Annotated in this window: 18 protein-coding genes and 1 pseudogene; 12 read left to right on the top strand and 7 right to left on the bottom strand. The window is 73.6% G+C overall.

What is annotated here, in order from left to right; translation table 11 throughout:
• Positions 1–5: 5 nt before the first annotated feature.
• The 4 genes and pseudogenes from ACWD3O_RS24030 to ACWD3O_RS24015 form a co-directional block, all read right to left on the bottom strand.
• A pseudogene (locus ACWD3O_RS24030) lies at positions 6–2909 on the bottom strand (NHLP bacteriocin export ABC transporter permease/ATPase subunit); the annotation flags it as partial.
• Complete coding sequence (locus ACWD3O_RS24025; protein ID WP_451417305.1) at positions 2910–5153, bottom strand: NHLP family bacteriocin export ABC transporter peptidase/permease/ATPase subunit; 2244 nt, start codon at positions 5151–5153, stop codon at positions 2910–2912.
• A complete protein-coding gene (locus ACWD3O_RS24020; RefSeq protein WP_451410142.1) occupies positions 5150–5956 on the bottom strand; it encodes an HlyD family efflux transporter periplasmic adaptor subunit in 807 nt (268 codons plus the stop codon). The genes ACWD3O_RS24025 and ACWD3O_RS24020 overlap by 4 nt, the downstream gene beginning before the upstream one ends.
• Positions 5957–6065: 109 nt before the next feature.
• Positions 6066–6281, bottom strand: coding sequence for a type A2 lantipeptide (locus ACWD3O_RS24015; protein WP_451410143.1), 216 nt, complete (start codon positions 6279–6281; stop codon positions 6066–6068).
• A gap of 536 nt (positions 6282–6817) precedes the next feature.
• Here ACWD3O_RS24015 and ACWD3O_RS24010 point away from each other — a divergent pair.
• From ACWD3O_RS24010 to ACWD3O_RS23990, 5 genes are all read left to right on the top strand, one after another.
• Positions 6818–8278, top strand: coding sequence for an aldehyde dehydrogenase family protein (locus ACWD3O_RS24010; RefSeq protein WP_451417304.1), 1461 nt, complete (start codon positions 6818–6820; stop codon positions 8276–8278).
• A 148-nt stretch (positions 8279–8426) separates the two neighbouring features.
• Positions 8427–9512, top strand: coding sequence for an S-(hydroxymethyl)mycothiol dehydrogenase (locus tag ACWD3O_RS24005; RefSeq protein WP_451417303.1), 1086 nt, complete (start codon positions 8427–8429; stop codon positions 9510–9512).
• Complete coding sequence (locus tag ACWD3O_RS24000; protein WP_451410146.1) at positions 9512–10141, top strand: MBL fold metallo-hydrolase; 630 nt, start codon at positions 9512–9514, stop codon at positions 10139–10141. The genes ACWD3O_RS24005 and ACWD3O_RS24000 overlap by 1 nt, the downstream gene beginning before the upstream one ends.
• Before the next feature lie 236 nt (positions 10142–10377).
• On the top strand, positions 10378–11085 hold the full coding sequence (locus ACWD3O_RS23995; RefSeq protein ID WP_451417302.1) for a L,D-transpeptidase family protein: 708 nt from the start codon (positions 10378–10380) through the stop codon (positions 11083–11085).
• 66 nt (positions 11086–11151) lie between these two features.
• Positions 11152–11355, top strand: coding sequence for a hypothetical protein (locus ACWD3O_RS23990; RefSeq protein WP_356133213.1), 204 nt, complete (start codon positions 11152–11154; stop codon positions 11353–11355).
• A gap of 127 nt (positions 11356–11482) precedes the next feature.
• Here the strand turns inward: ACWD3O_RS23990 and ACWD3O_RS23985 are convergent, their stop codons facing one another.
• Together ACWD3O_RS23985 and ACWD3O_RS23980 are read right to left on the bottom strand one after the other, a co-directional pair.
• Entirely contained in the window at positions 11483–11905 is a 423-nt protein-coding gene (locus ACWD3O_RS23985; RefSeq protein WP_451410148.1) for a Zn-ribbon domain-containing OB-fold protein, read from the bottom strand.
• A 97-nt stretch (positions 11906–12002) separates the two neighbouring features.
• Positions 12003–12704: a TetR/AcrR family transcriptional regulator gene (locus tag ACWD3O_RS23980; RefSeq protein WP_451417301.1), complete on the bottom strand. Its 702-nt coding sequence runs from the start codon at positions 12702–12704 to the stop codon at positions 12003–12005.
• Between the two features lie 109 nt (positions 12705–12813).
• Here ACWD3O_RS23980 and ACWD3O_RS23975 point away from each other — a divergent pair, with 109 nt between their 5' ends.
• Complete coding sequence (locus ACWD3O_RS23975) at positions 12814–13644, top strand: hypothetical protein (protein WP_451410150.1); 831 nt, start codon at positions 12814–12816, stop codon at positions 13642–13644.
• 60 nt (positions 13645–13704) lie between these two features.
• Positions 13705–14190 (top strand): flavin reductase family protein, encoded by a 486-nt coding sequence (locus ACWD3O_RS23970; protein WP_451410151.1) that lies wholly within the window; start codon positions 13705–13707, stop codon positions 14188–14190.
• Positions 14191–14269: 79 nt separating this feature from the next.
• Here the strand turns inward: ACWD3O_RS23970 and ACWD3O_RS23965 are convergent, their stop codons facing one another.
• Positions 14270–16645: a SpoIIE family protein phosphatase gene (locus ACWD3O_RS23965; protein ID WP_451417300.1), complete on the bottom strand. Its 2376-nt coding sequence runs from the start codon at positions 16643–16645 to the stop codon at positions 14270–14272.
• Positions 16646–16872: 227 nt separating this feature from the next.
• Here ACWD3O_RS23965 and ACWD3O_RS23960 point away from each other — a divergent pair, with 227 nt between their 5' ends.
• The 5 genes from ACWD3O_RS23960 (at position 16873) to ACWD3O_RS23940 (ending at position 22880) form a co-directional block, all read left to right on the top strand.
• Complete coding sequence (locus tag ACWD3O_RS23960) at positions 16873–17643, top strand: HAD family hydrolase (RefSeq protein ID WP_451417299.1); 771 nt, start codon at positions 16873–16875, stop codon at positions 17641–17643.
• Entirely contained in the window at positions 17640–19994 is a 2355-nt protein-coding gene (locus ACWD3O_RS23955) for a glycoside hydrolase family 65 protein (protein WP_451417298.1), read from the top strand. Before ACWD3O_RS23960 ends, ACWD3O_RS23955 begins: the two co-directional genes overlap by 4 nt.
• A gap of 251 nt (positions 19995–20245) precedes the next feature.
• Entirely contained in the window at positions 20246–21445 is a 1200-nt protein-coding gene (locus ACWD3O_RS23950; RefSeq protein ID WP_451417297.1) for a hypothetical protein, read from the top strand.
• 5 nt (positions 21446–21450) lie between these two features.
• On the top strand, positions 21451–22056 hold the full coding sequence (locus ACWD3O_RS23945) for a hemerythrin domain-containing protein (RefSeq protein WP_356133230.1): 606 nt from the start codon (positions 21451–21453) through the stop codon (positions 22054–22056).
• Between the two features lie 110 nt (positions 22057–22166).
• Entirely contained in the window at positions 22167–22880 is a 714-nt protein-coding gene (locus tag ACWD3O_RS23940) for a phosphodiesterase (RefSeq protein WP_451417296.1), read from the top strand.
• Positions 22881–22900: the final 20 nt, after the last annotated feature.

Genomic DNA, 22900 nt, shown 5'->3' with positions numbered 1-22900 from the left:
GGCCACGCCATCTGGCGGCGCACCAGCTCGTGCAGGCGCCCGCCGGTGTCGGCCAGCAGCTCCGCCGGGGACCCGATCTGCGCCACCCGCCCCTCGTCCATCACGATCACACGGTCGGCGTCCATCACCGTGGACAGCCGGTGCGCGATCACCACCCGGGTGGCCCGCAGCGCCCGGGTGCTCTCGATCACCCGCCGCTGGGTCTCGTTGTCCAGGGCGCTGGTGGCCTCGTCGAGGAAGAGGATCCGCGGCCGCCGGATCAGCGCCTGGGCGATCATCAGGCGCTGCCGCTGACCGCCGGAGAGCGAACCGCTGCCCGCCACCAGGGTGTGCAGCCCCATCGGCATCCGCCGGATGTCGTCGCCCAGCCCGGCCAGCTCCGCCGCCGCCATCACCTCCTCGGGGGTGTACGGCTCGTGCCCGCGGATGATGTCCAGCACCGACCCGGTGAACGGCTGCGCGTGCTGCAGCACCACCCCGCACTGCCGCCGCACCGCCGCCCGGTCCAGCGCGGCCAGGTCCTGACCGTCGTGGAGGACGCTCCCGGAAGCCGGCCGCTCGAAGCCGATCAGCAGCCTCAGCAGCGTCGACTTGCCGCAGCCGCTCGGGCCGACGATCGCCAGGAACTCGCCGGGACGGACCTCGAAGGACACGTCGTCGAGGACCGGCGGCCCGTCGTCGGAGTAGCGGAACGACAGCCGCCGCGCCTCGATCGCCCCGGAGAGCCGCCCCGGCGGGGTGCTCGCCTCCCGCACCTCCGGCACCGCGTCCAGCACCGGGCGCAGCTCCTCGAACAGCGGGAGCGCCGCCACCACCGAGACCGCCGCGCCGGTCAGCTGGGTGACCGAGCCCAGCAGCATCGTCACCGCGGTGTTGAAGGCGAGGAAGTCCGCGGGCGGCATCGAACCCCGCGCCGGGCCCGCCAGCAGCATGAACATCAGCAGCGAGCACACCGGGAGGGCCACCGCGCCGAGCACCGCGTTGAGGTTCTTGATCCCGCCCAGCCGCCGGTGCATCTCGCGGCTGCGCGCGAACTCGCCGGCCCAGGCGGCGTAGGCGTAGTTCTCGGCCGCCGCCACCCTCAGCTTGGGCAGGCCGCGCAGCGTCTGGAAGGCCTGGTTGTTGAGCTTGTGGGTGAGCTGGACCAGCCGGCGCTGCCACCGCACCTGCCACAGGCCCAGCGCCAGGAACACCGCGGCGAGCACCAGCAGCAGGCCGATCGCGGCCAGCGCCATCGTCACGTCGTACCACAGGAGCAGCCCCAGGTTGACGGTGCCGACGGCCAGCGACTGGGCCGCCACCGGGCCCACGCCCGCCAGGAGCTGCCGGATCCGGCTGATGCCCATCGCCGCGCCGGCCAGCTCGCCGGTGGAGCGCTCGGTGAAGAACCTCGCCGGCAGCCGCAGCAGCCGGTCCCACACCGCGGGCTGGAGCACGGCCTCGATCCGCCCCTCCAGGCGGAGCATGGTGAGGTTCTGCAGCAGCAGGAACACCGCCGACACCACCGCGGCCACCAGCACGGCGGTGCAGGCCAGGGCGATCAGGTCGGTCCGCGCCTGCGGCACGTACGCGCCCAGCACCTTGCCGGTGACCACCGGCACCGTCACGCCCACGGCGACGGTCACCAGACCGCCGAGCAGCAGCGCGGCCAGGTCGCCCCGGGCGCCGGACAGCACGAACCGGGCGAGCCGCAGCGGCGTGGTGCGCCGCTCGGGCAGGGGGCGGAAGAACATCACCGCGCGCGTGTCGTAGTCGCCGGCGTTCTCCGCGCCGATCCGGGTCTCCCGGCCGGTGGTCGGATGCACCGCCGCGTAGCCCCCGCGCCGCCACAGCAGTGCCACCGGCGCGCCGGACAGCGCGCGGAACCCCAGCAGCGGTCCGACGTTCTCCTTCCACCAGCGGCCCCCGCCCAGCCGCACGGTCCGCGTCCGCACCCGGGAGACGGCGGCGATCCGCTCCACCGGGTCCAGCCGCTCGGCGCCCGCGGCCCCGCGCGCCGGATCGGTCAGCGTGACGCCCGCCGCCCCGGCCACGAGCCGGCAGGCCGCCCAGGTGGCGTCCTCGTCGACGTCGGTAATCCGGCGGCCCGCACGGCCCCCGAGGGAGGCCAGCAGGGTGCGGTCGGCCCGGTCGCGGGCCTCCTGGCCGGCCCGGATGCCCGCCGCGGCCCGGCTCTCGTGGGTCCTCTCCAGCTGCTCGATCCACCGGTCCAGCGTGGAGAGCAGACGGAACTGCCGGTCGACCATGCCCTGCCAGAGGGACGGGTCCATCAGCAGGTCGGCGGCGGCCTCCGCGCCGTAGAGGGAGCCGGGGGCGACGCTGCCGGGCGGGACGTGCATCCAGAAGACGTCCTCGTCGGCCTTGCGCGCCAGGTGCTCCGCGGCCTGCTGGAAGCCCGGCTCGGTGGAGAAGCCCTCGGTGAACTCGGCGGTGAAGACCGCCGCCATCGGCGCCTGGAAGAGCACCGACAGGCCCCGTCCCACACCGAGGGCCAGGGCGTGCTCCAGCGGGCCCGCGTCGGCGGCGGAGTACCCCGGGCTCAGGTGGAGCGGATTGCCGTACTCGTCGTACGTCCAGGTCTGCTCGGTGACCGGCTGGTACAGCTCGCGCAGCTGGATCCGGCGCACCGCGCAGTCCCGCAGCGGCCTCGCCACCAGCGTGTGCTGAGGGCCGGAGACCGGGCCGAGCAGCAGCGAGCCCGCCTCCAGCCGTCCCAGGTGGTGCCAGTGGCCCTGCCCCGCCGCGTCCACCGCGAACAGGTCCAGCGCTCCCGCGTCGACCAGCCACAGCACCTGCGGACCCTCCAGGTCCAGCCGGGGGCCCGAGCAGTCCACGGGGGTGCCCAGGCCGTCGAGCGCCGCGAGACCGGTGTCCCGGAAGGCGTGGTCCCCGTCGTGCACGGACGTCATCTACCGCTCCCTGACCAGTTGTGCGTAGGCCCCGCCCGCGGCCACCAGCTGGGGGTGCGTGCCGCGCTCCACGATCACGCCGTGCTGGAGCACCACGATCTCGTCGCTGTCCCGGACCGTGCTGAGCCGGTGGGCGATGACCACGCAGGCACAGCCGCGGCGGCGCAGGTTGTCCATCACGACCAGCTCCGTCTCGGCGTCCAGCGCGCTGGTCACCTCGTCGAGGACCAGGATGCTGGGGCGGCGGGCCAGGGCGCGGGCGATCTCCAGCCGCTGCCGCTGCCCGCCGGAGAAGTTCCGGCCGTCCTGCTCGACCGGGCTGTGGATGCCGCCGGGGCGGCGCATCACCACGTCGTACAGCGCGGCGTCCTTCAGGGCGTCGACCACCGCCTCGTCGGGGACGGACGGGTCCCACAGCGCGACGTTGTCGCGGACCGTGCCCTCGAAGAGGAAGACGTCCTGGTCGACGAAGGACACCGAGGCGGCCAGCGCCCCGCGCGGGATGTCCTCCAGCCGCTGCCCGTCGATCCGGATCACGCCCTCCCACGGGCTGTACAGACCCGACAGCAGCCGCGCCACCGTCGACTTCCCGCTGCCGGACCCGCCCACCAGGGCGACCTGCCGGCCCGGGCCGACCGTCAGGTCGAACCCGGCGAGCAGCGGCTTGTCGAGCGGGCTGTAGCCGAAGGTGACGTTCCGCAGCTCCACGTGTCCGCGCAGGCGGCGGGTGGAGTCCTCGCCGCCACGGGAGTGCAGCGGATCGGGCTCGAAGTTCTCCACGTCCTTCAGCCGGGCCACGTCGGCGGCGAAGTCCTGGATCCGTCCGGCCACCCCGTTGAGCCGGGTCAGCGGGGCGGTGAAGCGGGTGACCAGCGCTTGGAAGGCCACCAGGAGGCCCACCGTGATGTGGCCCTCCACCGCGCGCAGGCCGCCGATCCAGAGGATCAGGGCGCTGTTGAGGGTGGCGAGCGTCGGCGCCACCACCCCGAGCCAGGCGGTGGGGACGCCCAGGCGCTGCTGCTCCTCCAGGGTGATGGCGTGCTGCCCGGCCCACCTGCGGAAGTAGCCGTCCTCGCCGCCGGTCGCCTTCATGGTCTCGATGAGCTGGAGCCCGGTGTAGGCGGTGTTGGTGAGCCGGGCGGAGTCGGCGCGCAGCTTGGCGGTGCGGGTGGCCCGCAGCCGGACGACCACGCGCATGGCGACCACGTTGAGCAGGGCCACCCCGATGCCGACGGCGGTCAGCTGCGGGTCGTAGGTGTGGAGGAGCACCGCGTAGAGCACCACGACCACCGCGTCCACGCCCGCGGAGGCGAGGTCCCGCGAGAGGGTCTCGGCCACCGAGTCGTTGGACTCCAGCCGCTGCACCAGGTCGGCGGGGCCGCGCTGGGAGAAGAAGGTGACCGGAAGGCGCAGCAGATGGCGCAGGAACCGGGCGCTGGAGAGCGTGGAGGAGATGATCCGCCCGCGCAGCAGGTTGCCCTGCTGGAGCCAGGTCAGCACCCCGGTGAGGAGCACGCAGGCCCCCATCGACGTGAACAGCACGCCCAGCAGCGAGGTCTGCCCGCCGATGAGGAAGGTGTCGATGTAGGTCCGGCCGAGCGCCGGGACGGCCGCGCCGACCAGCACCAGCAGCAGGCTCGCCAGCACCGCGGCCGGCAGCGCCCCCGCGGTGCCGCGCAGCCGGGCGGGCAGCGCGCCGAGCGCCCCCGGACGGCGACCGCCCCGCCGGAAGTCCGGGCCGGGCTCCATCACCAGCACCACGCCGGTGAAGCTGGTGTCGAAGTCCTCCATGGGCACGAAGCGCCGGCCCTTGGCGGGGTCGTTGACGTACACCCCGCGCCGGCCGAAGCGCCGTCCCACGCCGTCGAGGACGACGTAGTGGTTGAACTCCCAGAACAGGATCGCCGGGGCCGCCACCTCGGCGAGGGCGGCGGTGTCCATCTGCATGCCCTTGGCGGTCATGCCGTAACTCCGCGCCGCCTTCAGCAGGTTGCCGGCCCGCGAGCCGTCACGGGAGACGCCGCAGGCGATGCGCAGCTCCTCGAGCGGCACATGGCGGCCGTGGTGGCCGAGCACCATGGCGAGCGCGGCGGCGCCGCACTCGACGGCCTCCATCTGCAGCACGGTCGGGGTGCGCACGGTACGGCGGCGGGACCGGCGGACCGGGGGCTTCTTCTTCTCCGGGGCGGCCCGGCGACGGCCGCGGACGGGCGGCGGCGGGATGTCCCGGGTCGGGGCGGTCACGGCAGGAGCCAATCGACGGGATGCTGGTCGGCGACGCGGACGGAGGCGGTGGCCTGGGTCATGGAGTCGAGCCGGAAGGGCGGACCGTCCTCGGTGGACCACGCGTACCCGCTCCTCGTCGAGGACGAGCGGGTGAGCGCCACGGTGACGGCGACGGGCGCGCCGTCCTCGGTCAGCCGCGCGGCGAGCTGCGCGTCGCCCAGGAAGGAGGCGATGGCCCGCGCGGACCGGGCACGCCGTTCCACCGACGTCACCGTGCCGCGCAGCACCCCGTACCGGGAGGCGGGGGCGGTCTGCACGGTCAGGTCCACCCGGTCGCCCTCACGGACCTCGGCGGCCTTGTCCGCCGGCACGTAGACGGTGGCGCGGAGCGGGGCACCGGCGTCGGTGACCTTCTCGACCGCGGCCACGTCGGCGCCGGTCTGCAGGACCGCCCCGACGTTCACGGCGAGGGCGGTGACCCGGCCGGCCTCGACCGTCCGCACCAGGGCGTCGCCCTCGGCCGTGCGGACCTCGAGGACCGGCGCCGAGGCACCGAGCCGGTCGCCCTCCTGGGCGAGCACCTCGGTCACCTGACCGGTGACGGGGCTCTGCAGGACGTAGCTTCCCCGCCCGTGGGAGAGCACGGCCGGCGCGCCGACCGTGGTGACGACCGATCCGGTCACCGCCCACACGGAGGCGGCGGCCATCACGACCAGGGTCACCGAGAGCACCAGCCAGCCCTGCGGGCGGGCGAGCCGGGCGGGGAGCTCGAGATCCTCCGGTGACCGCAGCTTGTCGAGGGCCTGCTGGCGGAACTGCACGGAACTTCTTTCGCCTGTACGGAACCGGCCCCCGTGCGGGGACCGGGACGGAACGCCGGGAGTCCCGGAGCCGCGGGGCGGCTCCGGGACTCCGCTGCACCGGGTGCGATCAGAGGCCGTTGACCAGGCCGGTGATCGGGGCGGTGTTCAGGCCGGTGGCGCCCTCGAGCGTGCCGACAGCGGTGTTCAGGATGCCGGAGACCGGCACGATGCCGTCCACGATGCCGGTCACGGCGCCGAGGGTCTCGCCGACGAGGCCGCCGGAGACGTTGTCCAGCTCGGCGTCGGAGATCTCGGCGGTCTCGACCTGGGGGACGAAGTTCATGAGGAACTTCCCTTCGTAAGGACCTTCATAGGGGGGAATCGCACCGCCGTCCACCGGCGCCCGGACGGAGCCGGCGGGACCTGCGGCGCGGTGGGATCAAAGCACGGGGCCGACGCCGCCTTCCAATCAACAGCCGCCTTGAGCTGGGCGTTTGGCCCCAGGTCGGCGGGAAGCGTGAATCCGCCGTCACCACTTGGTGATCGCATCCACACAAGGGGCACGCCACGGCCGCAGACCCTTCGTGCGAGCTCTTCCCGGAACGGGTCATTCCGGACCGCGGTCCGCCGCGGACGGTGCGGGAGGGGCGCGGGCGGTGCCTGCTTCGGGCAGCGGGTGTGCAGATTTCCCGAACGGTGGTTTCGAGGCCCCCGGCCGATCGCCGAACGTGCGCGCGCCGTCACCCCGCGTCGATACCGGTGGCGGCCGCCGCGGCGACGTCTTGACTTCCGATCGTCAGTACACGGAGCATGCGTCGACGGGTGAACACATGTTCACCCGCTCGCTCCGTACATCCACGAACGATGGGGAACCGCACCATGACCCTCACCCGTGACCTGCTGATCGGCGGCAAGGACGTGCCCGCCGCCTCCGGGCGGACCACCGAGGACGTCAATCCGTACACGGGTGAGGTGTACGCGCACGTCGCCGCCGCCGGACCGGAGGACGTGCGCCGCGCCGTGGACGCGGCCGACGCCGCCTTCGAGGAGTGGGCCGCGCTCTCACCCTTCGCCCGCCGGGCCATCCTGCTCAAGGCCGCCGACCTCATGGACGGCAAGGCGGAGCAGGTCGCCGCGATGATGGCGGACGAGGCCGGCGGCACCCGCCCCTGGGCCATGTTCAACGCCGGTCTCGGCGCCAACATGCTGCGCGAGGCGGCCGCCGCGGTGACCGCGCCCCGCGGCGAGGTCCTCAGCTCCCAGCAGGAGGGCGTGTTGGGCATGGCGGTCCGCGAGCCGCTGGGCGTCATAGCCGCCTTCGCCCCGTGGAACGCCCCGGTGATCCTCGGCGTCCGGGCCGTCGCCGCGCCGCTCGCCGCGGGCAACACCGTGGTGGTCAAGGCCAGCGAGGACGCCCCGGTCGCCTGCGCCCTCTTCGTCGCGGACGTGCTCCGCGAGGCCGGCCTGCCCGACGGCGTCCTCAACGTCGTCACCAACGCGCGCGAGGACGCCGCCGAGATCGCCGAGACGCTGATCGCCGACCCGCGGGTGCGCGCCGTCAACTTCACCGGCTCCACCGGCGTCGGCCGGATCATCGGCACCCACGCCGCCCGCCACCTCAAGCCCGCGGTGCTGGAACTCGGCGGCAAGAACGCGGTGATCGTCCTCGAGGACGCCGACCTCGACTACGCGGTCGACGCCGCCACCTTCGGCGTCTTCATGAACGCCGGCCAGATCTGCATGTCGGGCGACCGGGTCCTGGTCCACGCGTCGCTGGCCGAGGAGTTCTGCCGCCGGTTCGCCGCCAAGGTCGCCTCGCTGCCGTCCGGCGACCCGACCCGCCCGGAGACGGTGATCGGCCCGCTGGTCACCGCCGACGCCGCCCGCCGGGTGGCCGCCCTGGTCCGGGACGCCGTGGACAAGGGCGCCACCGTCCTCACCGGCGGCGGCGAGCCCGAGGGCGCCGTCCACCCGGCGACCGTGCTCACCGACGTCCCGCAGGACGCCGACCTCTACTACGCGGAGGCGTTCGGCCCCGTGTGCGTGGTGCGGACCTTCACCACCGACGAGGAGGCCGTCGCCCTCGCCAACGACACCGAGAACGGGCTCACCTGCGGCATCATCACCGAGAACGCCACCCACGGCCTGAACCTGGCCCGGCGGATCCGCACCGGCATCGTCCACGTCAACGACCAGTCCGTGGGCGACGAGCCGCAGGCGCCCTTCGGCGGCGTCAAGGCGTCCGGCTACGGCCGCTTCGGCGGGCGCTGGGGCATCGAGGCCTTCTCCGCCACCCGCTGGGTGACCGTCGCCACCGAGCACGCCCACTACCCCTTCTAGCCCCCCGTCCCGTGCCCCCGGTCCGCCCCTCACCGGGAGCGGGCCGGGGCACGGCGACCCGTGCGACGGGCCCGACCGCTGCGCCTCGTGGGAGGCCGCGTGACGTACCGTTGGACGGCTGGTCAGGTCACCCACGAAAGGTCACTCCATGGCGCAGGAAGTACGCGGCGTAGTCGCCCCCGGCAGGAACGAGCCGGTGCGGGTCGAGACCATCCTGGTGCCCGACCCGGGCCCGGGCGAGGCCGTGGTGAAGGTACAGGCCTGCGGGGTCTGCCACACCGACCTGCACTACAAGCAGGGCGGCATCGGCGACGACTACCCCTTCCTGCTCGGCCACGAGGCCGCCGGCGTCGTGGAGTCCGTCGGCGAGGGCGTCACCGACGTCGCGCCGGGCGACTTCGTCGTCCTCAACTGGCGGGCGGTGTGCGGCCGGTGCCGTGCCTGTCTGCGCGGGCGCCCCTGGTACTGCTTCGACACCCACAACGCGCGGCAGAGGATGACCCTGGCCGACGGCACGGAACTGACCCCCGCCCTGGGCATCGGCGCCTTCGCCGAGAAGACCCTGGTCGCGGCCGGCCAGTGCACCAAGGTGGACCCGGCCGTCTCCCCGGCCGTGGCCGGCCTGCTCGGCTGCGGCGTGATGGCCGGCATCGGCGCCTCCATCAACACCGGCGGCGTCGGCCGGGGCGACAGCGTCGCGGTGATCGGCTGCGGCGGCGTCGGCGACGCGGCGATCGCGGGGGCGCACCTGGCCGGCGCCGCGAAGATCATCGCCGTCGACATCGACGACCGGAAGCTGGAGACCGCCCGCACCTTCGGCGCCACCCACACCGTCAACTCCCGGAACACCGACCCCGTGGAGGCGATCCGCGAGCTCACCGGCGGCTTCGGCGCCGACGTGGTCGTCGAGGCCGTGGGCCACCCGGAGACCTACCGGCAGGCCTTCTACGCCCGCGACCTGGCCGGCACCGTCGTCCTGGTCGGGGTGCCCACCCCGGAGATGCGGCTGGAGCTCCCGCTGCTCGACGTCTTCGGCCGCGGCGGCTCGCTGAAGTCCTCCTGGTACGGCGACTGCCTGCCGTCCCGGGACTTCCCGATGCTGATCGACCTGCACCTCCAGGGCCGCCTGCCGCTGGACAAGTTCGTCACCGAGACCATCGAACTCACCGACGTGGAGAAGGCGTTCGACCGGATGCACCAGGGCGACGTCCTGCGCTCGGTGGTGGTCCTCTGATGGTCGCGCGCATCGAACGCCTGGTGACCTCCGGCCAGTTCAGTCTGGACGGCGGCACCTGGGACGTGGACAACAACGTCTGGATCGTCGGCGACGACCACGAGGCCGTGGTGGTCGACGCCGCGCACGACGCGGAGGCGATCCTGCGGGCCGTGGGCGACCGCCGCCTGACCGGCATCATCTGCACCCACGCCCACAACGACCACATCGGCGCCGCCCCCGAGCTCGCCGAGCGCACCGGGGCCACGATCTGGCTGCACCCCGACGACCTGCACCTGTGGAAGCAGACCCACCCCGACCGGCTCCCCGACGCCTGGCTCGAGGACGGCCTGCGCATCGAGGTCGCCGGAACCGACCTCGAGGTGATCCACACGCCCGGCCACGCCCCGGGCGCCGTCTGCCTGCGCGCCGTCGGCCTGGGGGTCGTCCTCACCGGCGACACCCTCTTCCAGGGAGGCCCGGGAGCCACCGGCCGTTCCTGGTCGAGCTTCCCGGACATCATCGAGTCCATCCGCGGGAAACTGCTCACCCTGCCGCCGGACACCAAGGTCCTGACCGGCCACGGCGACACCACCACCATCGGCGAAGAGGCCCCCCACCTCGAGGAATGGATCGCCCGGGGACACTGACCGGCACGCGGCGCCCCGTCGCCCGGGGCGCCGGCCGGCCTGTCGCGCCCCGTGCGCCCGCGGGCCGGAACGGTGAGCGACACCATCCCCCGGCGGCGTGGCGCTCGCACGCGGTCTTCCGGGCGGGGTGCCGGTGATGTCATCATTTCCTCACCGACGTCTCCCACCCCCGGGCCGCACCCGGGCGTGGACCCCTGTCGGCGTACCAGCACACCGACAGAGGAAGGCCCTGGCTCATGGGGGACATCCGCAGACGGGCCGCGGCCCTGCTCACCGCCGTGCTCGCGGCACCACTCGCCCTCACCGTGGGCGCCGCGCCGGCCGGGGCGGCGGAGACCGCGGCCGCCGCCTGTACCGCCGGCGCGGGCCCCTACCAGCGGCAGGCCGAGCGCTTCCTGGGCCGCCCCGTGGACGGCCGGCAGTCGCGCGCCGACTGCGAGGCGATCCGCGCCTTCCAGAAGAAGCACCTGATCACCCCCAGCGCGGGCTACGCGGGCCCGATCACCTGGCGCGTGATGGACCTCATGAACCGGCAGCGGGCGGCGGGGACGAACCCCGACCCGGCGAAGCGCTGCCCGGCCGACAAGGGCCGCATCGCCTGCGTCGACCTCACCCGGCAGCTGAGCTGGATCCAGGACGGGCGCAAGCTGGTGTACGGCCCCGTCCCGGTGCGCACCGGCCGCGACGGCTACGAGACCCGCACCGGGCTCAAGAAGATCTCGTGGCGGAACATCGACCACGTCTCGACCATCTACCACGTCCCCATGCCGTACAGCCAGTTCTTCGACGGCGGCCAGGCCTTCCACTCGGTGACCATGAGCGTCTGGGCCCCGCCCGGCTCGCACGGATGCGTCAACATGACGCCCAAGGACGCCAAGAAGTACTGGAGTCTGCTGCGGACCGGCGACGAGGTGTACGTCTGGGGCCGCAAGCCCGGCACGTGATCATTGCCACGTCGGATACGCGCGTTTTCGCCGGATTGCTCACATTGTCCCGGCGGCTCTCCCCGTATGCTTCACAACATGTCCACCACTCCTGAAACCGCCCGCCGGCGTACGGCGGCAGAGGTGAACGAGGAGATCCGGGACCTGTTGATGAAGTCCGGCGGCCGGCTCGACCACGAGCAGCGCCGCAGGTATCAGCGCCTGGTGGGGGAGTGGGCCGCCGCCACCCCGCGGCCCAAGCCCCGCCGCCGCCCGGCCCGCGCCTCCTGAGGTCCTCGTGCCCGTTGCCCGTGTTCCCGCGTCGCGGGAGCACGGGAGTCCGACCGTCGACGTCAGGGCGCCGGTGTCAGGACGCAATTGCCAGGACCGTCGTTGCCGGCGCGTCGTTGCCGGGACGTCAGTGCCAGGACCGGTGCGTGTCCTCGGAGAGCTGGAAGACCGGCTCGCCCCGCACCGGATCCTTCGCCGTGACCAGCCGGACCCGGTCACCGGTGTGCACACCCGCCGGCGGGCCGGTCACCCGGCCGCGCACCACGAAGCCCTCGGCCATCTCTATCAGCGAGACGTTCCGCGCCGACGGGGTGTTCCGGTGGACCACGGTCGACCGCAGTACCGTTCCGGCGCCCGCGCTGCGCTCCGTCACCAGCTCGCTCCCCGCGCAGACCGGGCACAGCAGCCGGTGGTACATCGCGGTACCGCACCAGGTGCACCGCTGGTAACTCAGGCCCTCGGTCTCCTGGGTGCCGTGATCGAGCACACCTGTCGCGGAGGAGCCGGTGGCCGCGTGAGAGGCGAATCCTGACTGGAACACGACTGTCATCTCCCTGCGCTCGGACGGGATCCGAAGCGCGCGGCGCCCCCGCGCGCGAAGCACAGCGTATGGCACCCAGTGCCACACGTAAAGGCACTGCGTATCATCATTCTGGCCGGTTCGACCGGGGCTCCAGCGCGGACTCCACCTCCCGCACCACCCGCCACATCGGCGCACTCCGGCGCGCCACCACCACGACCACGTCGTCGTCCGGGCGGTCCCGGTCCGCCCCGTCCCCGAAGGCCTCGCGGACGTACCCCAGCGCCCGTTCCACCGCCTCGCCGGCGTCGCCCTGCCCTTCCGACCGGAGCCACGACCGCAGCACGTTGTTGTGCGCCGCCACCACCGCCGCGGCGATCACGTCCGCCCGCAGCGCCCCGTCCGGACGGTCCGACAACCGCTCCCGCAGGTGCCCGGCGAAGGTCCGCTCGTAGCGCCACACCACCGACAACTCGTAGGCGCGCAGGCCCGGGACCGTCTTGGTCAGCCGGTAGCGCTGCATCGAGAAGGTGGGGTTGTCGGTGTAGAGCCGCAGCACCATCCGGACCGCCTCGCAGACCCGCGCCACCGGGTCCTCGCCCTTGTCGCCCCCCTTGAGGAACTCGGTCACCTCGGCGAGCCGGCGCTCGTGGTCGGGGAAGACCACGCCCTCCTTGGAGGGGAAGTACCGGAAGAACGAACGCCGGCCCACCCCGGCCAGCGTGACGATGTCCTCCACCGTCGTCTGCTCGTACCCCCGCTCCAGGAAGAGCCGGAAGGCGGCCTCGACCAGCGCGTCACGCATCGGCGGCTTCGACGGGAAACTCATGCCGCGAACGTAGCACCGCCACGGACGCGCGGCACCGCGTCCCCTCGACCGGGGTACGGAGTGCACCGGCTAGGTTGACCTGCGCCGACGCCCGTCCGAGGAGTAGCCCATGCCCGCCGCCCGTCCCCGCCTTCTGCACGTCACCGACCTCGCCTACCCGGCCGCGGGCCGCCGCTACTGCGACGAGGACATCCACCTCTCCGCCCGGCTCGCCGAGGACTTCGACGTCGCCCTCTGCCACCCCCGCCAGGCCGCGGCACTGATGGACTCCTTCGACGCCGTACTGGTCCGCAACAGCGGCCCCGTCCTCGGCCACCAGGACGCCTACCAGGACTTCCGGGAACGCGCGCTGGCCGCCGGCACCCTCGTCTACAACGAGCTCACCGGCAAGGGCGACATGGCGGGCAAGCGGTACCTGCTCGACCTCACCGCGGCCGGCCACCCCGTCATACCCACCGTCGACCGCCCCGAGGACCTCCGCCACCTGCCCGCCGCCGACGCCTACGTGGTCAAGCCGCGGCTCGGCGCCGACTCCGTGGGCCTGCGCGTCCTCGCCCCCGACGAACTCGACGGCGTCGAGTACGGCGACGTCCTGGTACAGCCCCGCGTCGACTTCGCGTACGAGGTGTCGTTCTACTTCGTCGACCACGACTTCCAGTACGCCCTGTACGCCCCGGACCCCGCCCGGCGCTGGGAACTCGTCCCCTATACGCCCACGCCCGCCGACCTGGAGTTCGCGCGCCGCTTCGTCGAGTGGAACGCCGTCTCCCACGGCATCCAGCGCGTCGACGCCTGCCGGGCCAGGGACGGCAGGCTGCTGCTGGTGGAACTCGAGGACCTCAACCCCTACCTCTCCCTCGACGCGGTCCCCGCCGACCGCCGCGATGCCTTCGTCGACGCCCTCCGGGCCGCGCTGCACCGGCTCCTGCGCAGCGGCTGACCCGCGCCGGGTCCTGGCCCGCCGTGGTTGTACCGGGGCTTTCAGGGCAGCAGGGCACTCATGCGATCCACCGACGCGTTCATGAAGCGGATCGACCCCGACATGTGCGTGGTGACCGCCACCGCCGACGGGGAGCGCTCCGGCTGCCTCGTCGGGTTCTGGGCCCAGTGCTCCATCGACCCGCCGCGGCTCACCGTCTGGATCTCCAAGGCGAACCACACCTACCGGGTGGCGCGACGGGCCGAGCGCCTCACCGTCCACCTGCTCACCCGGGACCAGCACGACCTGGCCGCCCTGTTCGGCGGCCGGACCGGCGACAGCGTCGACAAGTTCGCCGACGTGGACTGGCGGGAGGGGCCCGGCGGGAGCGTCGTGCTGACCGAGGCGGCGGCCTGGACGGTCGGCCTGGTCGAACAGCGGCTGGACACCGGCGACCACGTGGCCCACGTGCTCGCGCCCGAGCAGAGCGGCGAGCGTCCCGTCACGCGCGGCAGCCTGCTCAGGCTCGGGGACGCCCTGGACATCGAACCCGGGCACCCGGCCTGACCGGCGCCGCAACCCGACTGGCCGCCCCGCCGCCGTCCGACCGGCCCGCCCGCCCGGACGGCACCGCGGCCCGCGCGGATCAGGCGTCCGGCGCCTGCTCCGGCTCCTGTTCCACCCGGATGTCGAGCACGCAGACGTCGTCCCGCCGCTCGCCCTCCAGCATCTCGGCGAGCAGCGGTCCCAGTGAGGCGGACCCCGGCTGCTCGTCGTGCCCGGCGGCCGCGGCGGCGAGCCGCTGCAGACCGGCGTCGATGCCTTCCGAGGGCCGCTCGATCAGCCCGTCGGTGTACAGCAGGATCCGGTCGCCCGGCTCCAGCAGGCACTCCGCCTCCTGGAAGGGCGGGCTCTGCACCGCGCCCAGCAGCATGCCCGTCGGACGCGGCAGGAACCGCGCCTCGCCGTCGCGCAGCAGCAGCGGCGGCGGATGACCCGCCTGCGCCCACACCAGCTTGCGCTCCCGCGGGTTGTAGCGGGCCAGCACCATGGTGGCCGTGGCGCGCGGCTCCCCGGTGTGCAGCAGCAGGGCGTTGAGCCGGGACAGGGCGCCGGTCAGCGAGGAGCCGGTGATCACCATGCCCTTGGCGGTGAACCTCAGCTGCGCCATCGTGGCCACCGCGTCGATGCCGTGCCCGGCCACGTCGCCCACCACGCACAGCGCGTCCCCGTCGGGCAGCTCGATGGCGCTGAACCAGTCACCGCCCACCTGTATGCCGGACTGGGCGGGCAGATAGGCGACGTCCACCCGCAGGCCCGCGGGACGCACCGGCTTGTGCGGCAGGGGGAGCAGCGCCTGCTGGAGCCGGCCGGCCAGGCTCCGCTCGGCGCGCAGCATGCCGTGCTGGGTGAGCATCATGCGCTCGCTCTCCATCAGGGCGAGCTCGGCGCTGCGCTGGGCGGTGAGGTCCTGCACGAAGCCGTGCGCCTCCACCGGCGTGCCCTGAGGGTCCGTCACGGCCTCGGCCACCGCCCGCAGGTGCCGCACCCCGTGGGCGGTGCGGATGCGGAAGGGCACGTCGAACGCCTCACCGTCGGCCGCGAGGGCGCGCACGGCACGGCCGAGCGCCGGCCGGTCCTCCGCCAGCACCTGGTCGGGCAGCTCGTGGTACGGCACGGGGCCGTCGGCGGAGGAGCGGTCGAAGATCCGGAAGACCTGCGGGGACCAGTTGACCTCCCCGGTCAGCAGGTTCCAGTTGGTCCAGCCCAGGTTGCCCAGGCGCTGCACGTCGGAGAGCCGCTGCTCCTGCCGTTCGGCGATCTCGTAGCGGGACCAGGTGAGCAGCAGGCCGTCGCCCAGTCGCCGCGCCCGCACCGCGAACGTGGGCAGCTCCGCCGAGTCGCCGTCCGGCGAGGGGTACGCCATCGGGTCGCCCTCGAAGGGCTCCCCGGTGGCCAGCGCGTGGATCAGCCCCTGCCAGGTGTGTTCGTCGGCCAGCGCCGGGAACGACTCCAGCAGCCGCAGGCCCACCAGGTCCTGGCCGCCGAGACCGGTGAGGCCGACGACCGCGGGGCTGGCGGCGTCGATGCGGTAGTCCTCGACGTGCCCGGACGCCGCGCGCAGCGGGGCCAGGGCCAGCGCCGCCTCCGGCAGCGCGCCCAGCACCGCCTGCACCGTCGGCCGTGAGACGTCCTCGGGGAGCCGCGTCCGGGCGCCGGAGGCACCGAGCGTGCCGGAGCAGAGCCGGGCCACCGAGCGCAGCAGCTCGCGCGTCCGCGGCGGGAACGGCTTCCCGGCGTGCGGCAGCAGGCCGAGCGCGGCCGCCGGCCGGTCACCCGTGCCGACCGGCAGCCAGGCGCCCGCGTCCCACGCCCCGGTCGGGTCACCCGGCCGCGGTGACGGCGCCGCCCCGTCGGCGTCCGCAGGCCAGTACGGCTCGCGGGTCTCGACCACCGCGGCCACCGGGGACCCCTGCGACGGCGGAACCTCACGCCAGCGTTCGGCCAACTCGTCGTCGACGCCCGCGTGTCCGCTCAGCTCCAGCCCTCCGCCCGGCAGGGCCGTGAAGACCGCCACGGCCTCCACACCCAGCGAGCCGCCCAGGTGGTCCCGCAGGCGCGAGGCCAGCTCCTCCGGGGTGCGCACACGCACCAGCGCGCGTCCCACCTGCCGCAGCAGCGCGGCGCCCGAGTCCTCGGCGGGCGCGGGCGCGGATCCCCAGGAGGCGGGCGGGGCCTCGCGGACGGGCGAGGCGGGGGCGGGGACGGAGGGGATACGGCGGGAAGCCGCGTCGGCGGCGAGGGGAGGACGGCCCATGGCCCGGTCCAGGGTGATCCAGCACTCGTCCAGCAGCGTTCGACCGGCCTCGCGGGCCCGGCGGAGCAGTTCCGCGTGCGCCGTGTCGGCCGTGACGCCGGTCAGAGCCATGACGACACCCTTGGCACGCTCCAGCACGGCTTCGGGCGCCACCACATCGGGGACGGCGCCTGCTTCGGCGGAACGGGCTGGATCGGTTGTCACGTGATGAGCATGGCACATCCGCTGCGACCGGATCACGCGGACGCCCACGTCAGCGCATCCGTGAGGGACCTTCGGCCCTGTTGCCCCGCCTCGCGCCGGGGCAGGGTGGAATGCCCTCGTCCGCTTCCGGGGGTGGGTTCGGCCGAAAACCTTCCCCGGGTCCCCTTTCACCCACCCCGGCGAAAGCCGGCAGGCAAGGTTCGGCGCCCGGTGGGAAGGTGGTCGGCATGAGCGATCTCGGCCTCCCCGCACAGATCCGCGCCTGCCTGTTCGACCTCGACGGTGTCGTCACCCGGACCGCCGTGGTTCACGCGGCGGCCTGGAAGGAGACCTTCGACACCTTCCTGAGGGAACGCGACGGAGCCGGCTACCGGCCCTTCGACGCGGCGCACGACTACGACCGGTACGTGGACGGCCTGCCCCGCGCCGACGGCGTGCGCTCCTTCCTCGCCTCACGCGGCATCACGCTCCCCGAGGGGTCGGCCGACGACCCGCCGGACGCCTCGACCGTGCAGGGGCTCGGCAACCGCAAGAACGACCTGGTGCTGCGCAAGATCCGCGAGGGCGGGGTGGAGGCGTACGACACCACGCTGGAGTACATCCGCGAGGTCCGCGCCCGCGGGCTCGCCACCGCGATCGTCTCCTCCAGCAAGAACTGCCTCGACGTGCTCCGCGCGGTGGACGCCGTCGGCCTCTTCGACGTCCGCATCGACGGCGTGGTCGCCGCCGAGCGCGGACTGCCGGGCAAGCCCCGGCCGGACACCTTCCTCGCCGCCGCCACCGACCTCGGCGTGGAACCGTCGGAGGCCGCCGTGTTCGAGGACGCGCTGGCCGGCATGGACGCGGGGCGCGCCGGACGCTTCGGCCGGGTGATCGGCGTGGACCGGGTGGGGCAGGCGGAGGCGCTGCGCGCGCACGGCGCGGACGTCGTCGTCCAGGACCTGGCCGAACTCGGCGGTCCCGCGGAGGCGACCCCCGCCGTGGGAGGTGAGCGGTGATCAGCCAGCGTTCGTACGCCGTCGAGCCCTGGACCGTCCGGGAGACCGAGCTCAGCCTGGACGTCCTGGCGCAGAGCGAATCGGTCTTCGCGCTCTCCAACGGCCATGTCGGCTGGCGCGGCAACTTCGACGAGGGGGAGCCCCACGGGCTGCCCGGCAGCTACCTCAACGGCGTCTTCGAACTCCACCCGCTGCCGTACGCCGAGGCGGGCTACGGCTACCCGGAGTCCGGCCAGACGGCGATCAACATCACCAACGGCAAGGTGCTGCGGCTGCTCGTCGACGACGAGCCCTTCGACCTCCGCCACGGCCGGCTGGTCGCCCACGAGCGGAACCTGGACATGCGCCGAGGCGTCCTCGAACGCAGCTGCGACTGGGTCTCCCCGGCCGGCTCGCGGGTCCGCATCCGCTCCACCCGCCTGGTCTCCCTCACCCAGCGCGCCATCGCCGCCGTCTCCTACGAGGTGGAACCGGTCGACGCCCGGGTCCGCGTCGTCCTCCAGTCCGAACTGGTGGCCAACGAGCAGCTCCCGGACGGCACCGGCAGCGACCCCCGGGCCGCCAAGGCGCTCCAGTCGCCGCTGGAACCCGAACAGAACTTCGCCTCCGGCAACCGGCTGCGCCTGGTGCACCGCACCCGGCGCAGCGGCATCCGGGTGGCCGTCGCCGCCGACCACGTGATCACCGGTCACCAGCCCGTCGTGACCGACAGCGAGAGCGAGGACGACCTCGCCCGGCTCACCGTCACCTCGGTGCTGGAGCCCGGGCAGCGGCTGGTGCTGCACAAGGTCGTCGCCCACGGCTGGTCCCGCACCCGCTCGCTGCCCGCGATGAGCGACCAGGTCGACGCCGCCCTGGCCGCCGCCCGGCACAGCGGCTGGGACGGGCTGCTCAAGGAGCAGGAGGAGTTCCTCGCGGACTTCTGGGGACGCGCCGACGTCGAGGTCGACGGCGACGAGGAGATCCAGCAGGCCGTCCGCTTCGCCCTCTTCCACGTCCTCCAGGCGGGCGTCCGCGCCGAGGAACGCGCCATCCCCGCCAAGGGACTCACCGGATCGGGCTACGACGGCCACGCGTTCTGGGACACCGAGACCTTCGTCCTCACCCCGCTCACCTACACCTCGCCCAAGGCGGTGGCCGAGGCGCTGCGCTGGCGGTACAACACCCTGGCCGTCGCCAAGGAGCGCGCCGCCACCCTGGGCCTGCGCGGGGCGGCGTTCCCCTGGCGGACCATCGACGGCTCCGAGTGCTCCGGCTACTGGCCGGCCGGCACCGCCGCCTTCCACGTCAACGCCGACATCGCCGCCGCCGTGGTCCGCTACGTGGCCGCCACCGGGGACACCCGGTTCGAGCGGGAGGTCGGACTGGAACTGCTGGTGGAGACGGCCCGCCTGTGGCGCTCGCTCGGCCACCACGACCACCACGGCAACTTCCACATCGACGGCGTCACCGGCCCCGACGAGTACAGCGCCGTCGTCGACGACAACGCCTACACCAACCTGATGGCCCGGGCCAACCTCCTCGCCGCCGCCGACGCCGTGGAGCGCCACGCCGACGAGGCCGCCCGGCTCGGCGTCGACGAGGAGGAGAGCGCGGGCTGGCGGGACGCCGCCGGAGCCATGCACATCCCCTACAACGAGGAACTGCAGGTCCACGAACAGTCGGCCGGGTTCACCGGCCACCAGCGCTGGAACTTCGAGAAGACCGACCCCGACCAGTACCCGCTGCTCCTCCACTTCCCCTACTTCGACCTCTACCGCAAGCAGGTCATCAAGCAGGCCGACCTGGTGCTGGCCATGTACACCTGCGACGACATGTTCGACGAGGAGCAGATCGCGCGGAACTTCGCCTACTACGAGCCGCTGACCGTCCGCGACTCCTCCCTCTCCGCCTGCTGCCAGGCCGTCATCGCCGCCCGCGCCGGCCACCTCCGGCTGGCCTACGACTACACGGCCGAGGCCGCCCTGATGGACCTCGACGACCTGGAGCACAACGCCCGCGACGGCCTGCACATCGCCTCCCTGGCCGGAGCCTGGCTGGCCCTGGTCGCCGGGTTCGGAGGAATGCGCCAGCGCGGCGACCGGCTGGAGTTCTCGCCCCGGCTGCCGGAGAAGTTCAGCCGGCTCGCCTTCACCCTGCAGGTCCTCGGCCGCTGCCTGAAGGTGGAGATCACCCAGGAGACGGCCGCGTACAAGCTGGTCAGCGGCAAGCCGATGACCATCAGCCACCACGGCACCCCGCTGAGGGTGACGGTCAACGGCGGAGGCCCCCTGGTCCGCCCGGTGCCCAACCCCGTCCACCGCCCCACCCCCGCGCAGCCCCCGCACCGTCCGCCCAACGGCGGACGGTGACGGACCGTCCGCCCACCCGCCCGGTCCTCGGCATGGCCGCCGTCTCCGCGGGCACCCGCCCGCGGAGCCCTTGGGCCCACGGCCTTCGGGCCGGGCGGCCACACGGACGTGGCACCGGTGCCCCGAACGGATGAACGACCGGTCACCCGGGGCGTGGACCGGCACCGGGGCGGGACCCGGCACGGAGCATGACGGACGACCGGTCCGCTCCCTCCCCCGGGAGCGGCACCGACCCCGAACCAGGAGCACGCGTGAGCTTCAACCCGCTCGAACAACGGGGCATCCCGTTGGACCGGCAGCTGCGCAACTGGCGCGAACTCGACGTCGAGCCCGTCGACCCCGACCACGGCGACCCCTACACCCGCTGCCGCGTCATCACCATGAACGGCATCGAGGTGGAGGCGATCCTCTTCAGCCACCAGCTCGCCCGGCACTGCCCCGACCCCGAGGTCAAGCGGCAGCTCGCCGAGACCCGCTACATCGAGGCCCAGCAGCAGAAGGCCGTCAACTGGCTGCTCCCCGGAGTCGCCTCGGTCCTCGAGACGACCATCGCCTACGAGCAGGTGGCCGTCGACCTGACCGCCTGGATCGCCCGGATGGAGCCCGACCCGTACCTCAAGCAGGCCTACCAGTTCGGCGTGCTCGAGGACTTCGACCACCTGTACCGGTACGCCAACCTCTACGAGATCATCGAGCACCGCAAGGCGGAGGCGATCGTCGACCAGCTCACCGAGGTGATGCCCGGCCGGCCGACCAAGTACCACCACCGCCACCCGGCCGACAACGTCCGCGACCCGTACGACCGCACGCGGACCGACCCGCTCTCCAAGCTGCACGCGCTGACCGTCATGTCCGCCGAGCAGCAGACCATGAACTTCTACATGAACGTCGGCCCCACCTACATGGAGCCGATCGCCCGGCAGCTCTACCAGGAGATCGGCCTCATCGAGGAGGAGCACGTCACCCACTACGAGTCGCTGGTCGACCCGGGGGAGACGTGGTGGGAGCAGCTCGTCAACCACGAGTACAACGAGTGCTACCTCTACCACTCCTTCATGGAGCAGGAGTCCGACCCCAAGGTGAAGGCGGTCTGGGAGCTCCACCTCAACATGGAGCTGGAGCACCTGCGGATCGCCTGCGACCTGATGCGCCGGCACGACGGACGCGAGCCCGAGGAGGTCCTGGCGCCCGAGCTGCCCCCGGTCCTCACCTTCGAGCCCAACAAGGCCTACCTGCGGGAACTCCTCGCCACCCAGATGGACCTCACCACCCTCGGCGCGGGCTACGTGCGCGACGCCCACGAGCGGTTCGAGAAGCTCCAGGAGAGCATCCACGGCGGCGAGGAGCCCCCCAGCGAGCGGGTCGTCGACCAGCACCGCGAGATGTTCGGCCGGGAGTACCGCCTGGAGACCGAGGGCGAGCACCCCGACCCGGCGATGCGGCAGGGGTGAACGCGATGAGCGAGACCGGGACGAGCGGCGCCCGCACCCCGCACGCGGGCGACGACAACGCCCCCGACGACAACGTGGTCGACCTGCTGATGCGTCAGCACGGCGACATCCGGAACCTCTTCGACGAGGTCGAGGCGACCACCGGCGACGCGCGCCGCGACGCGTTCCGCCGCCTGGTCCGCCTGCTCGCGGTCCACGAGACCGCCGAGGAGGAGGTCGTGCACCCCTTCGCCCGGCGGAACGTCACCGGAGGGGAGCAGGTCGTCGCCGAGCGACTGGAGGAGGAGCGGCTCGCCAAGGAGACGCTGGCCGAACTGGACGGCATGGACCCCGAGGACCCGGCGTTCCTGCCGAAGCTGCTGGCCCTCCGGACGGACGTGCAACTGCACGCCCGCGCCGAGGAACGGTACGAGTTCACGCACATCCTGCGCACCGCCGACCCCGCCCGGCTGGCCGCCATGGCCAAGGCGGTCAAGGCGGCCGAGGCCACGGCGCCGACCCACCCCCACCCGGGCGTGGAGTCGGGGGCCGCCAACATGGCGGCCGGGCCGCTGGCCGCGCTGATGGACCGCACCCGGGACGCGGTGCGCAAGGCCATGGGCGGCCACTGAACCGCCGCGCGGCGGCGGGGGCCCACCGGCCCCGCCGCCGCGCAGTCGTCCCGGGGAGTGCCCGGTGGGTACGGAGACCGGCCGTCGTCCGGCCGGGAGAGGGGTGCGAGATGACCAAGCTGCTCGGCAGCGCGCTGTACGCCGTCGCCGAACGGGTGGCACGGGTGCGGGCGGCGCCCGCGCTGCACCCGGCCGGGGTGATGTGCTCCGGGACGCTCGAGGTTCCCGGCGACCCGGCGGGCCGCTGGAACGTGGCCTGGCTGGACCGGCCCGCGGTCCACCGGGTCACCGTGCGCTGGTCGAGGGCGGCCGGCCTGCCCGGCGGCCTGCCCGACGGCGTGGGCCTCGCGCTCCGGGTCGACGACGCCGACGGCGCGGGCGCCACCCTCGACCTGCTGTTCACCTCCTGCGGCCGCGGCCGCCTCGGCCGCCGCGTGCCGCTCCCGCGCCGGGACGCGCTCGGCGGCCCGTACTCCACCCTCACCGCCTACCGCGTCGGCGACCGGGACCGCCTGCTGACGGCCCACCCCGTGACGCCCGCGGGCGGAGCCTCCGCCACACCGGTCACCCTGGCCGGGCTGCGGCGGGCACTCGACCGGGGCGACGTCCGGTTCCGGCTCTGCACCGAGGCCACGGGCGAACCGAGGCGCATGTTCGCCACCCTCACCCTCGGCCCCGCCGGGCCCGAACCGGCCGGGTACACCGTCTCCTACGAGCCGTACGCCCACTGCCTCCCCGGCCTGCGCCCGACCCGCACGCTGCGCGCCGCCCGCGTCGCCGCCTACGCCGGCTCGCGGGAGGGACGGACGGGCCGTCGTGGCTGAGGAGCGGCCGGCGGACCGGC

This window comes from Streptomyces sp. NPDC002640 (assembly GCF_053592575.1).
Note: the sequence above shows the minus strand (reverse complement) of the source record. Positions and strands in the feature narration are given on the sequence as shown.